Annotated in this window: 11 protein-coding genes; 5 read left to right on the top strand and 6 right to left on the bottom strand. The window is 62.2% G+C overall.

Annotated elements, in window-relative coordinates; all coding sequences use genetic code 11:
- The first annotated feature begins 207 nt into the window (after positions 1–207).
- The 3 genes from Pan216_RS26120 to Pan216_RS26110 all read left to right on the top strand — a co-directional run bounded on the left by Pan216_RS26120 (position 208) and on the right by Pan216_RS26110 (position 4,245).
- Positions 208–1,374, top strand: a complete 1,167-nt coding sequence (locus Pan216_RS26120; protein WP_145262868.1) for a 1-deoxy-D-xylulose-5-phosphate reductoisomerase — start codon at positions 208–210, stop codon at positions 1,372–1,374.
- A complete protein-coding gene (gene rseP, locus Pan216_RS26115) occupies positions 1,344–3,365 on the top strand; it encodes an RIP metalloprotease RseP (RefSeq protein WP_145262867.1) in 2,022 nt (673 codons plus the stop codon). Before Pan216_RS26120 ends, rseP begins: the two co-directional genes overlap by 31 nt.
- 97 nt (positions 3,366–3,462) lie before the next feature.
- Complete coding sequence (locus Pan216_RS26110; protein ID WP_145262865.1) at positions 3,463–4,245, top strand: 3-keto-disaccharide hydrolase; 783 nt, start codon at positions 3,463–3,465, stop codon at positions 4,243–4,245.
- 188 nt (positions 4,246–4,433) lie between these two features.
- Here the strand turns inward: Pan216_RS26110 and ygfZ are convergent, their stop codons facing one another.
- Entirely contained in the window at positions 4,434–5,498 is a 1,065-nt protein-coding gene (gene ygfZ, locus Pan216_RS26105) for a CAF17-like 4Fe-4S cluster assembly/insertion protein YgfZ (protein ID WP_145262863.1), read from the bottom strand.
- Between the two features lie 187 nt (positions 5,499–5,685).
- On the opposite strand from ygfZ, the gene Pan216_RS26100 reads away from it, so the two are divergent.
- The gene (locus Pan216_RS26100; RefSeq protein ID WP_145262861.1) at positions 5,686–6,408 is read left to right on the top strand and encodes a PTS sugar transporter subunit IIA; all 723 of its coding nucleotides are present in this window, start codon (positions 5,686–5,688) and stop codon (positions 6,406–6,408) included.
- A 64-nt stretch (positions 6,409–6,472) separates the two neighbouring features.
- On the opposite strand, the gene ribD is transcribed toward Pan216_RS26100, so the two are convergent.
- From ribD to rlmN, 5 genes are all read right to left on the bottom strand, one after another.
- Positions 6,473–7,561, bottom strand: coding sequence for a bifunctional diaminohydroxyphosphoribosylaminopyrimidine deaminase/5-amino-6-(5-phosphoribosylamino)uracil reductase RibD (gene ribD, locus Pan216_RS26095; protein WP_419193018.1), 1,089 nt, complete (start codon positions 7,559–7,561; stop codon positions 6,473–6,475).
- Positions 7,554–8,729 carry a hypothetical protein gene (locus tag Pan216_RS26090; RefSeq protein WP_145262860.1) on the bottom strand — a complete coding sequence of 392 codons (1,176 nt, stop codon included), beginning with the start codon at positions 8,727–8,729 and terminating at the stop codon, positions 7,554–7,556. Before Pan216_RS26090 ends, ribD begins: the two co-directional genes overlap by 8 nt.
- Positions 8,726–9,334, bottom strand: a complete 609-nt coding sequence (locus Pan216_RS26085) for an anti-sigma factor (protein ID WP_145262858.1) — start codon at positions 9,332–9,334, stop codon at positions 8,726–8,728. The genes Pan216_RS26090 and Pan216_RS26085 overlap by 4 nt, the downstream gene beginning before the upstream one ends.
- A 127-nt stretch (positions 9,335–9,461) precedes the next feature.
- On the bottom strand, positions 9,462–10,085 hold the full coding sequence (locus Pan216_RS26080) for an RNA polymerase sigma factor (RefSeq protein ID WP_419193017.1): 624 nt from the start codon (positions 10,083–10,085) through the stop codon (positions 9,462–9,464).
- Between the two features lie 60 nt (positions 10,086–10,145).
- On the bottom strand, positions 10,146–11,216 hold the full coding sequence (rlmN, locus tag Pan216_RS26075) for a dual-specificity RNA methyltransferase RlmN (protein WP_145262854.1): 1,071 nt from the start codon (positions 11,214–11,216) through the stop codon (positions 10,146–10,148).
- 166 nt (positions 11,217–11,382) lie between these two features.
- Between rlmN and Pan216_RS26070 the strand changes: the two genes are divergently transcribed.
- Complete coding sequence (locus Pan216_RS26070; protein ID WP_145262852.1) at positions 11,383–12,864, top strand: rhamnulokinase; 1,482 nt, start codon at positions 11,383–11,385, stop codon at positions 12,862–12,864.
- The last annotated feature ends 234 nt before the right edge of the window (positions 12,865–13,098 follow it).

Here is a 13,098-nt window from a genome sequence, read left to right as displayed (position 1 = left end):
CAGTTCGACGAGGTTCGCCTGGCCTCCCAATGGCCGAGGGCGGTTGGGCCGCGAGTCCCGTTCTAACACCGAGATCCCCGCCGGAAGTGGTGTCGTCGCTTCCAGAACGACGACCTTGTCTCGTTTTCCGACATTGGGCTAGAATCGATGGTTCACCGCGACGACGTGATCGCGAACGACATCCGCCCCGGAACGCCACGCTGACTCATGAAGAACCTTGTGATTCTCGGTGCGACTGGTTCGATTGGTACGCAGACGCTTGAGGTCGTCGACGCGCTACCGGACCGGTTGAGCGTTGTCGGCCTCTCGGCGCATCGGAGTTGGCAGACGCTCTTCGAGGAGGCGCGGACCCACAACCCCGCTTGGGTCACCCTCACCGATGGCTCTCTGAAGGAGGTCGTCGACGGCGAAGCTCTCCCCGACGATAGCGAACTGCTCTGGGGGGAGTCGGGTATTCACCGGATGGTCACCGCGGAGGAGACCGACGTCGTCGTGGCCGCGATGGTGGGCGCCGCCGGGCTGCGCGGGACGATCTGGGCTCTCGAGGCGGGAAAGTCGGTCGCGCTGGCCAACAAGGAGTCGCTCGTCGTCGGAGGTCCGATCGTCACGGAACTTGCCGAGCGAAATGGATGCTCCTTGTTGCCGATCGACAGCGAACACTCGGCGATCCTGCAGAGCATGGCCGGTTCGCCGCATCGCGAGATCGAACGCATCATCCTGACCGCCTCGGGTGGGCCCTTTCGGACGACCCCGCTCGAATCGTTCGAGGACATCACCGTCGAGCAAGCCCTTCGTCATCCGACTTGGCAGATGGGCACGAAGATCACGATCGATTCCGCGACGATGATGAACAAGACGCTCGAGGTGATCGAGGCGCACTGGCTTTTCGACCTTCCCGCGGAGAAGATCGATGTCGTCATCCATCCGCAATCGATGATCCACTCAATGGTGGAGTTTGTCGACGGGTCGGTGATCGCGCAACTTTCGCCACCCGACATGCGTCTTCCCATTCAGTACGCGCTTACTTACCCGGACCGACTTCCGGGTCCGGCGCGCAAGCTCGACCTCGCGTCGTTGGGCCGGCTCGACTTCGAGGAACCCGACCTCGAGCGCTATCCGGCGCTGCGGCTCGGTTTTGACGTGGTCAAACGTCGAGGGACCAGTGGCGCCGCGCTCAACGCCGCGAATGAAGTCGCCGTCGCTCGCTTTCTCGAGGGGCAGATCAGATTTCCGGACATCGTCCGGCTTTGTGAGGATATTCTGGAGAGTCACCCGTTCGATTCAGCACCGACGCTGGATGTGTTGCTGTCGGTGGACCAATGGGCCCGTAAGGAGGCTGAGGCTTGGACCCGATCCGTATCGTCGCGATTCTAATCGCGCTCGGTTTAGTTATTTTCGTGCATGAACTCGGCCACTTCATGGTGGCTCGCTGGGCTGGTGTGCTGGTCGAACGCTTCAGCATCGGATTTGGGCCGGTCTTGTTCAGCTTTCGCCGAGGTGACACCGAATATGCCATTTCCGCGATTCCGCTCGGCGGCTACGTGAAGATGCTCGGCCAAACCGATACCCCCGGTATCGACGAACCAATCGACGATGCCCGTTCCTACCAGAACAAGTCCGTCGGTTGGCGGATGGCGATCATCTCCGCCGGTGTCACGATGAACCTCATCTTCGGGTTCGTCTGCTACGCGGTCGCCTACGGCATCGGCGTACCGTCGATACCCGCGTTGATCGGCGCGGCGGTTCCGGGCATGCCCGCCTGGGAAGCCGGGATCCATTCGGGCGACAACATCATCTCCGTCAACGGCCATTCGCCGGCCGACTACGAGATGCTCGTCAATGAGGTTGCCCTGACCAACCCGAAGTACGAGACGGTTCATCTCGTCGTCGAGCGCGACGGCAAGAAGCTCTATTTTGATGTCCGGCCGAAGCAAAGCGACCTCAAGCCGCAGATCGGCGTGACCGAGAGCCAAGGGTTGATCCTCTCCGAGTCGATGCCGGTGCGCGATCACAGCCCGGCCGCCAGAATTAAGGGCGACGCGCCCATCGCGGGCGATGAAGTCATCGCCGTCAATGGCACCAAGGTCGGAACCTATCTCGAGTACGCCGAGGCGATGTTCGCTGGCGAGGGCGAACCGGCGACCTTGACGCTCGAGCGCAAGGGTGCCGAGGGGAGCAAGTCGACCTCCACGGTGGACGTCGCGCTTGAGACCAATCACATTCGCCGGCTCGGCCTGGAAATGACGCCGGGGAAGATCGTCGCGATCCAAGCCGATTCGCCCGCGACACGCGCCGTCGACGAGGAGGGGAACCCGGCTCAGATCATTCCTGGTGCCGACACGATCCAGGCTGTCGACGGAGTTTCCGACTTTGATCCCATGCGCTTGGCGGACATCATCGCCGCCAAGGCGGGCCAAGAGGTCACCCTCACGCTCTTGCGCGAGGACAAGCGGCAGCGTACCGTCAACGTCAAAGTGACTCCCGACGACACGCCGACCTGGATCGACCGCAACGCGGGACGCATCTGGTTCGACGGCGACGCTCCGATGGGGATTCCGTCGCTGGGGATCGCTTTTCAAGTCTCCCCGCGGATTCGTCGCGTCACTCCCGGCTCTCCCGCCCAGCGAGCGACGATCGTCGATCCTTCGGGAAAGAGCGGGGCGAGCCTCCAACCGGGTGATGTCGTCAAAAAAATCGAGTTCATCTACGAAGTCGAGGGCAAGCCCCAGAAACCGTACGAAATCGATGTCAAAGATGAGGAATGGCCGACGGTCTTCTGGGCACTTCAGTCGCCGGAAGTCCGCAAGGTCAAACTTTGGGTGAAGCACGAGAGTGCCGAGCAGGGCGCCAGCGACGCACCGGAGACCGCGACCGAGTTGGTCGAGGTGAGTCTCGAACCGGAAGCCGATCCGACCTGGCCTTTCTGGCAGCGGGGGATGAACTTCCAAGTCGCCGAGGAGGTTCGGCAAGAGGAGTCGATCGGCGGAGCCCTTTGGGCCGGCCTCGAGCGGACGCGAACCTCGGTCGTGCGACTCTACCTTCTCCTGCGTGGGCTGATTCAGGGAACGATCTCGTACCAGAACCTCGCGGGGCCGATTTTCATCGGGACGGTCGCCTACTCGCTGGCGTACGACTTCTCGAAACTGGTGCTCTTCCTGGGGATGCTCAACATCAACTTGGCGATCATCAACTTCTTGCCGATCCCGATTCTCGACGGGGGGCACATGGTTTTCCTGCTCTACGAGTTGGTGCTGCGTCGACAGCCGAGCGAGCGGATTCTGCTCATCGCCAACTACATGGGGCTGTTCCTCATCATCGGGTTGATGATCCTCGTTTTCGGGCTCGACATCTCGCGCCTCTTCTAGGTTCTGGGGGCATGCCGCTTTCGTCCGTCGTGACAGCTTGCTAAAACGGTCTCCGTGTGGGATCCGATAAGTTCGCTGTCACGATGAGGACGAAGAGATGAGACGCTCGACCGGTTTGCTTCTTTGCTTGGGGGTTGTTGGGGCCGCGGGCGCATGGCTCCATGCCGCGGACCAGCTTCCCCCCTATGAGAGTGGCATCATCTGGCCGGAACCAACGATGGTCGAACCGGGCAGCGCGACGAAGGCCCCCTCCGATGCGATCGTCCTCTTCGACGGAAAGGATCTTTCCAAGTGGAAGGACGGCGAGAAGTGGCGCGTCGAGGACGGCATTGCCTACGCCGACAAAGGCTATATCCGCACCAAGCAACCCTTCGGTGACTGCCAACTTCATCTCGAGTTCGCTACCCCCGAGGAAGCCAAGGGGAAAGAGCAACAACGCGGCAACAGCGGTGTTTTCCTCATGGGCAAGTACGAGGTTCAGATTCTCGACTCGTACGACAATCCCACCTACTTCGACGGCCAGGCGGGAGCGATCTACAAGCAGCGCCCGCCGATGGTCAATGCCTCGCGTAAGCCTGGGGAGTGGCAAGAGTACGACATCATCTTCACCGCCCCCCGATTCGCCAAGGACGGGAAGCTATCCAAGCCCGCGTACGTCACGGTGCTTCACAACGGCGTTGTCATTCAGAACCACACCGAACTCGAGGGCGAGACCGACTACCGCGTCCCGCCCCACTACAAGAAGCACGCCGACAAACTGCCCATCTCGCTGCAGTATCACGGCCAGCCGGTGAAGTTCCGCAACATTTGGATTCGTGAGATCAACGAACCGGTCGGAAAGAAGGCCGAAAAGAAGACCGCCTCGACGACATCCAGCTAGCGCATCGTCAAGACTCGATGTTCGGGTGCTACTGGCTGCTGGTCGGCCAGTGGGAAGTGACCGTGGGTTCACAACGCGAATTCGAGCGTGTGGGCGCAGCACGAGACTCTAGGCTTCGTCTCAAAAGTTGATCGTCGGCCCGAGGCAACGTAGTCAGCCGAAGCCAGAGCCGACATTTGAGACGGAGCCTAGTCCCCGAAGGGGAGCGCGTGGACGACCGCGGGGATCTTGTCGGGGCCGATCTCCACCTGGGTCTCGGGAGTGTTGGCGACGGTGCGAACGATTCCCAAGCCCTTCGTCACTCCCGCGGCCGGAGAGCTGGAGTAGCTCGTGAGCGTGCCGACGACTTTCTCTCCGAGCGTGATTGGTGCCGGCAAGTCGATTGGACCAGAAGTCTCGATCGCGAGCCCTCTTAAGAGCTTGTTGACGTGTCCCATCGCGTCGAGCCGGGCGACGGTTTCTTGGCCGAGATAACAGCCCTTGGTGAAACTGATGGCCTGTTCGGTCCGATCGACCTCTTGGGGCAAGTTGGCCTCGGTGACATCAATGCCGTAGACGGGCAGGCCGGCGTCGATCCGAAGGTACGCGAGCACCGCGGAGCCAACCGGACGCAGCCCGGCTTCACGCCCCTTCTCCACGATGTCTTGCCAGACTCGATCGGCTTGCTCCTCGGGAACGAGTAGATCATAACCCCCTTCACGTGACCGATCGCGTCGCGCGACGATCCAGGGGACACCATCGACCTCGCCCCGCCAAAGTCCCAGCGGCGGCGCGGGCGGATCGCTTCCGATGGCCGAGGCGAGGATCTCGGCGGCGCGCGGTCCTCCGAGATGGAGTCGCGCGAGCGTGCCCGCCATGTCGACGAGCTGCACATCCTCGCGAATCACGTAGCGGTCGAGATGAGCGATCAAGGCTTCGGCTTGGCCGGGTTCGGTGTCGACCCAGGTGCCCTCGTCGGTCATGTGCAGGGTGGCGTAGGCGAGGATCTTCCCCTTCGCGTCGGGGAAAAAGGCTTCGGTTCCCGTGCTCGCTTCCAGTTTCTTGATGTCGGCGGTGCAGAGGTTGTGCAGCAACTGGGCTCGGTCGGCGCCGGTGACGTGGACGATGCCCCGACCCGACAAATCGGCGAGGAAGGCGGCCTCTCTGGCTGCTCGATACTCGGCGGCGGGATCGCCGAAATCGACGATGTCCCCTTCGGGTCCGCGATGGGCCCCCGACTGATCGTGAAGTTCCTCGAGCCGCTTGATCGTCATTCCCCCACTCTCCCCCCCGGATTTGGTAAGCTAAGGCTGTAGTGGCCAACGAATCGCCGTGTTCATCCCAGGAACCACGGTCTTCTCGATTGGCGGGTTCGGTTCCAACGTTGGGCCGATCTGCTGCTCATGATAGTGCGGCAATGTTGCACACCCAAGCCGCGCTTCAACCGGGAGGGTCTGATCGGTGGCTGGCGAGGATGTTTTTGGGCTGAGCGACTTGGCGAGCTATCTCGGTCGTGACGCCCGCGAACTGGAGAAGCTCGCCGAACGAGGGCATCTGCCCGGACGCCGTGTCGGTGGGCAATGGCAGTTCCACCGCGAGAACGTTCACCATTGGCTCGAACGACAGCTTTCCGAGTACTCCGATCAAGAGCTGGAGCGTCTGGAGTTCAGCGTCGGCCAAAAGGAGGAAGAGTCGGCGTCCCCCTTGGTGGTCACCCCGCTGCTTTCGGTCGAGACGATCGAGGTGCCACTGGGCGCGCGGACCGCCCGCAGCGTCCTCTCCCGCATGGTCGAGGTCGCCAATCGAACTTGGCTGCTCTACCTCGCCGACGACATTCTTCAAGCGATCGAGGCGCGCGAAAAACTGTCGTCGACCGCACTGCCGGGGGGCGTGGCGATTCCCCATCCGAGGCGGCCACTGCCCGATGCGCTCGGGGAGTCCTTGATCGCCTTCGGGCGAACCGCGACCGGGATTCCCTTTGACCGTGATGGTTCGATGACCGACCTCTTCTTTCTCGTCCTTTGCCGAGATCACTCCACTCACCTTCATGTCCTCGCCCGGCTTTCCCGCATCTTTCAGCGTGAGGACTTCTTCGATCAGTTGCGAGCGACGCAGAGTGCGACGGAAGCGTTCGAGGTGATTACCAAGGCGGAAATGGAAGTCGTCGACGCTTCGGTGAGCTGAAGGCGGATGGATAGGGCGGACGGTCATTCCTGCCATCCAGTGGGGCCGACGACCCGACGGACGTTCACGAATTGGTGATGAAGAGGTCGCCCTCGAGCGACTCGGTGCGCAGCGGCCCGAGATCGTGCGAGTCGCGAATCAGAGAGAAGCCATCTCCCCCGACAGGACCCATCGCCCGCGCTCCCCCGATGATGCAGGGAGCGACATAGACCCGAACCGCATCGATGGCTCGTTCGGCGACGAAGGAGCCGAGAACTCCCGAACCGCCTTCGACCAAGACGTTGGTGAACCACCGTCGACCCAGTTCCTCAAGGAGCGCGTCAATTGACAGGCGCCCCGCGATCTCGGGAAGGACGAGGCATTCGCAGCCGGCCGCACGTAGTGCCTCGAGATCCTGTTCGGCGGCCAAGGACGTTGTCGCGATGAGGGTCGGGAGATCACGTGCCGTTTGCACGAGTTTGCTCTCTCGCGGGATGCGACCACGAGTGTCGAGCACCACGCGCGTCGCGACACGCGGTCCCGGCGGGCGAGCTGTCAACGAAGGATCGTCCGCGAGCACGGTTCCCGTTCCCACGATGATCGCGTCAATAATACCTCTGAACTGATGGGCATGGCGGCGCGATGCCTCGTTGCTGATCCATTTCGAGTCGCCGGTCGCGGTGGCGATTCGTCCATCGAGCGACATTGCCCACTTCGCGTGAACGAAGGGGCGACCTGTTCGCAGGAGCTTGAGATAGGGCCTGTTGAGGGCTCGGCAGCCCTCCTCCAGACACCCCACCGTCACGTCGATCCCGGCTTGGCGAAGCAAGTCGGTGCCGCGTCCCGCGACTTGCGGAAAGGGATCGGCCATGCCAATCACGACCCGGCGGACACCGCTCGCGATCACCCGGTCGGTGCAAGGGGGAGTCTTGCCGTGGTGGCAACAGGGCTCGAGGGTGACGTAGAGCGTGGCACCCGCTGCCGCGTCCTTGGCATCGTCGAAGGCGACCGGCTCGGCGTGAGGGCCTCCGAACTTCCCGTGCCAACCTTCGCCGACGACTTGACCATCACGAACGACCAGGGCGCCGACCATGGGATTGGGTTCGACGGCGCCGCGGCCGCGCGTCGCGAGCATCAACGCGTGACGCATCCAACGCAAATCTTCATCACTCATTCTCGGCGGGATCTTTCGCGTCCGGACGTTTCGTGAAAGGGTCGCGATCGGGCGGCGGCATCTCCTTGCGCCCACCGCCGAAGCCGCGTCTTAGAAAGCCTTTCCCGTTCGCTTTGGGACGTCCCCGCGAGAAGCGGGGATTCTCGGGAGGTGGGCGCCGCTGCCCATCGCGCATCCCCGGCCGATCTTGGCCCCAGGGCTTGGAGGGGCCTGCGTTGCCGCGGAGTGCCGCGAGCGTTTCTTCCCAATCGGCGCGAAGGTCTTCGGGGACTTCGTCGGGGTGCTGTTGGAAGTACATCGCACCGACGATCTTCCCGAAGAGGAACTCCGTGCGCGGGTTCTTCAAGACGGTGTTGAGCGTTCGCTGTTGCGATGTCGTTCCAATCGACTCGACGGTGGTGACGATCTTCTCCTCATCGATCGGAGGAAGCATCATCATCAGCACCAGCAATTTGACGAGCCCCTGACGCTGCTCATGGGAAAGCTGATCGTGGTGCTCCACGTCGGCGAACCGATCCATGACGATGGGGGGAAGGAGCTTGGGCCAAATCATCTTCCGAAGCATTCGGGAGCGATCATCGCCCAACTTGTCTCCGAGTCCGTACTTCAGGTGCAGCGCTCCGTAGAAGGTCGGCCGAAACTGAACCGGAAGCTTCTGGAGCGTCTCTCGCTCGCGAGGCGTGAGGCGAGAGAGGATGGGCGAGGCTCGCCAGTCGCGGGCAAACCGGGGCGAGCCGATCGGCTCGTCCGGAAACTCCCTTTCGAGAAACGCCAGCTCGGCATCGAGGTATGCTCGTTGCTCCTTCATGATCGTCTCGACAGCGGCAATCTTCGCCTCCGGCGTCATCGCCCCAACGATCCGCTCCCGTTCCGAAGGCGTCAGCGTGTCGAGCCAACGTGCGTACCGATTCATCGTCGCTTCGAGTTCGTCTCGATCTTGAGCGGACTGGAGCGACTGGTGGAGATCCTGAAGGGCCTCCCGATCGGCCTTCGGCAGCGCTTCGAACTCGACCAACCACTCGCGCAGACGGTTCCGCGTTTCGGGGGCGAGATTCGCGAACCGCTCGGCATTCGCTCGATGAGATCCATCGTTGCCGCCGCAGCCGAAGGAAAGGGCGAGTCCCAAGGCTAGCGAACGGATGCTCCGTCGTGGAAAGAGGAGAGTCATGAGGTCGCCTCCGCGGCGCCGGCGTCTTCACGGGGCTGGTCGGGAAGGGGTTCCTCGCCCGCCTCGAGGATGTGCTTTTCGTGGAGTTGGCGCAGGAACTCGATATCTCCGATCGATCGGTACTCGTCCAAACGCTCGATGACCGGCAGGTCGCGGATGACGCGGTCGTCGGGCGTGGTCCAACTCGCCGCCAGCGCGAAGGCGGTGACGAAGCAGCCGACGAACGCGAGGCTCCACGCGAGCGTCGGGCCGAGGGATCCCCACTGGGGCTGGCGACTTTCGGTGCCGAGGGGCGGAGCCGTGTTCCGCTCTGTCTTTGCTAGCCTGGGCGGCGCGTTCTGTTCCGTTTTATCGGCGGAGGCATTCTCCGCCTTCTGGAGGGCGAGACAGACGGTGTTTTGGGTGAAGTCGCCGTCGGTCTCCGGGGTTTCGAGATGGTCGAGGAGTTTCCAGGTCTGCTTGAGCAGTTCGACCTCGCGCCGCAACCGACGGTCCTTTCCGACGACTTGTTTGACGTCATGGGTCTGTTGCTTGGACAACTCGCCGTCCAGCAGGGCGACGAGGTCATCCTTTTTGATGGGCGTCGATCGCTCTTCTTTGGTCATGGTCTTCATTGCCAACAACAGCGTTCGGATCATCGGCGAGCGAGGAGCCGTGTCGCGTGCCCCTGGTCCCGGATCCCCAGTAAATGAAACCCCCGGCCGCGTCGACGGTTCCGCGTCGACTTCTCGACTATGGTCCGGGGGCTTGTCCGTTCGCAAGGTAGGGTTCGAGAATTTCCTTGAGGGCGTAGCGGGCGCGGGAGAGAAGTGACTTGATCGCCATCTCCGATTTATTCATCACTTCGGCGATCTGGCGGTAGTTCATTCCCTCGTATTTGTTGAGCATGACCGCCATGCGCTGCTCTTCGGAGAGCCGCGAGATCGCGAGGCGAATGATCTCGGCCATTTCCCCTTTGGCGAAGATCCGGCTTGGCATCGCCCCACTGGAGACGCCGACCATTTGCTCCAAGCCACCCATGCCGCCGGACTCGGTTGCCGGGGGTTGGGAAGTCGGTTTGCGACGCCGGCTGCGAAGAGCGTTGAGGGCGAGATTGTTTGCGATCGTGAAGAGCCACGTGGAGAACTTCGCGGTCGGTTGGTAGTTGTCCCGAGCGCGGTAAACCCGCAGGAAGACGTCTTGGGCGAGATCCTCCGCTTCGTCGGCGTTACCGACGAGCTGATAGAGAACTCCCACCAGTCGCGAGCGGTATTTGTCAACGAGTTGTTCGAATGCTCCCGTGTTCCCGTCGCGGACCATGAGCATAAGCCGGGCGTCGGGATCCCGGATCGCACTTTGGGAATCGGCGGTCGCCACCGGCCTAGCCTTCCTTCTCGAGCCTACGCGACGGAACTCTCCCGGCGTCATCGACCCGTGCTAGGACGACACCAAGGGGACAATCTCGTTGGAATCGCGCTGGGAACGCCGAAGCTGCCCACAGGCGGCATCGATCCGGGCTCCCTTGCGTTTGCGAACTTTGACGGTGAACCCCGCCTCCCGCAAAGTCTCGGCGAACGCCTTGGTGCGTGTCGACGTCGGCTCGCGGTAGGGCAACCCCGACACGGGATTGAACGGAATCAAGTTGATCATCGCATCGCGACCCCGGAGCCTTCGCGCGAGTTCCTGGGCGTGATGGGCCTCGTCGTTGATGTCGGCAAGGAGCACGTACTCGAAGGTGACTTGTCGGCCGGTCTCTTGCCGAAAGGCGTCCGCGGCCGCGAGGATCTCGTCGAGCGTCACTTTCTCGGCCGTCGGCACGATTTGTTGCCGGATCCGGTCGTTGGAGGCATGGAGCGAAACGGCCAGGTGATATCGCTTGCCCGCCTCCGCCAGCTGGCGAATGCGCTTGGGGAGCCCGACCGTCGAAATGGTGACGTGACGCTGCGAAACGCCAAGTCCCGTCTTCGCGGTGGCGAACTCCAATGCCGGCAGCAACGCCTCAAGGTTGGCCAACGGTTCTCCCATTCCCATCACGACGATGTGCGTCAAACGCTCATTGGGCGGAAGCAGGTGCGTGACGTGTAGCATCTGCTCGATCATCTCGCCGGTAGTTAAACTGCGGTCGACGCCGTCCAGACCACTGGCGCAGAAGACACAGCCCATTGCGCAGCCGACCTGGGTGCTCAGGCAGAGGGTTCGGCGGTCTTCCTCGACAATCAGGACGCACTCGATCACGCCCCCATCGGCGAGTCGGACGAGGAGTTTGCGAGTCAAGTCAACGTCGTTGGACGCATGGGAGACGCTGGAGGAGGAGAGGGTCCACGCTTGGTCGAGTTCGTGACGCAACCTCTTTGGGAGATTGGTCATCGCGTCGAAGCCGCGGACGCGGTGCTGGCCGGCCCACTCGCGGATCTGCCGCGCGCGGAATCCTCGCTCGCCGTGCTCCTCGCACCACGACTTCAACTCCTCCAGGGAGGCATTCCAAAGTGCCCGTTTCGATCCGTTAATGCCCTGAGTCCTTTTCCTTTGAGCCCATCGCGTGAGCCGATATTATACTCTTCGCTCTCGGTGCGGAACATGCGGGGCCGCTTCCGTTCCTCCCGTTCCTTCGATCTCGGCGAGCCCGCTCTGGGGAAGGCGGCATGCCGACGTTTGATCTCCCTTTGAGGTAACCATGGCGACAAAGGACTTTCTCGCGGTCGATCTTGGTGCGGAAAGTGGTCGCACGATTGTTGGGCACTTTGACGGCGAAGAGCTCCAAATCGAAGAGTCGCACCGCTTCGCCAACCTGCAGATCGACGTGCTCGGCACCGTCTACTGGGATACGCTCCGGCTCTGGCACGAGATCAAGACCGGCATCGCGAAAGCCGTTCGCCAATTCGGTCCCCCGTCGGCCATCGGCATCGATACCTGGGGGATCGACTTCGGACTGCTCAACGCCGAGGGGAGTCTCGTCGGCAATCCCGTTTGCTATCGCGACGCCCGGACCGACGGCATGATGGAAGCCGCGTTCGAGATCATGCCGCGCGACGAGGTCTTCCAGCGGACCGGGATCCAGTTCCTAAAATTTAATACGCTCTACCAACTCCTGGCGATGAAGCATCACGCGGCGAGCGCCGATCCGTTCTCCGGGGTTGCCTCGCTTTTGTTCATGCCTGACTTGCTGAGTTTCTTCCTGACTGGGCGCAAGGGGGCCGAGTATTCGATTGCGTCGACCAGCCAGTTGCTTGACGCCGTGTCCAAGACTTGGGACCTCAAGCTGATCGAGCAGTTCGGATTGCCCGAGGGCATCTTTCCGGAGATCGTTCCCACCGGAAGCGTGGTTGGTGACGTCACGTCGCATCTGGTCGACGAGATCGGTGTTGTCGGGACCAAGGTGATCGCCAGTCCCGGACACGACACGGCGGCCGCCGTCGTCGCCGTCCCGGCGGGGCAGCGCAACGACTGGTGCTATATCAGTTCCGGGACCTGGTCGCTGATGGGGGCGGAAGTTCCCTCGCCGGTGATCAACGCCAAGGCGCTCGCGTGCAAGTTCACCAACGAAGGGGGCATTGGCAACACGATCCGCTTCCTGAAAAACATCATGGGGCTCTGGTTGGTCCAACAGTCGAGAAAGAGCTTTGTCGAAGCCGGAAACGAACTCGACTACGCCACGCTGACGCGGCTTGCGGAGGAGGCCCCCGCCTTCGGGTCGATCGTCGACCCCAACAACGAGAGCCTCTTCAACCCGACCAACATGGTGGAAGCGATCCAGGACTGCTGTCGTCGATCCGATCAGCCTGTTCCCTCCGACGAAGGCGCCATCGTTCGCTGTTGCCTCGAGAGTTTGGCCCTTTGCTACCGGCAGACGGTCGAGGAACTCGAGGAGGTTCTGGGCAAACGATTCAGCACGATTCACATCGTCGGCGGTGGATGCCGAAACGAACTCCTCTGTCGAATGACGGCGGACTGCACCGGTCGAGTGGTCGTGGCCGGTCCGGTCGAAGCGACGTCGATCGGCAACTGCCTGGTCCAGGCGATGGCGGTGGGCGAGTTGGGGTCGCTCGCGGATATTCGTGCGGTGGTGCGACGCAACGCCGACGTGAAGACCTACGAGCCACAACCGAACCCGCAATGGGACGAGCACTACGCCCGCTACCGGGCCCTTATTTCCTAGTCGACGCGTGTTGCCAGCTCTCGCTCCTGGTGGCCCGTTTGCTGAAGCATTGGGAAGGACTTCCTATCCTTCCTAGATTCTGACTGGCGTTCCCCCTGGATTCGCCAGGCTGCGCTGTCTTTCTCCCTTCACTGCCCAAGTGTGGTCACTCGTCACCCTGAATGCCCTTTTTCCGTTCCTTAGCCAATGCTATGGGGCCCACAACGTCGATAACGTCGGCGTAAAGAACATGTG

This window comes from Kolteria novifilia (assembly GCA_007748055.1).
Lineage (GTDB): Bacteria > Planctomycetota > Planctomycetia > Kolteriales > Kolteriaceae > Kolteria > Kolteria novifilia.
Note: the sequence above shows the minus strand (reverse complement) of the source record. Positions and strands in the feature narration are given on the sequence as shown.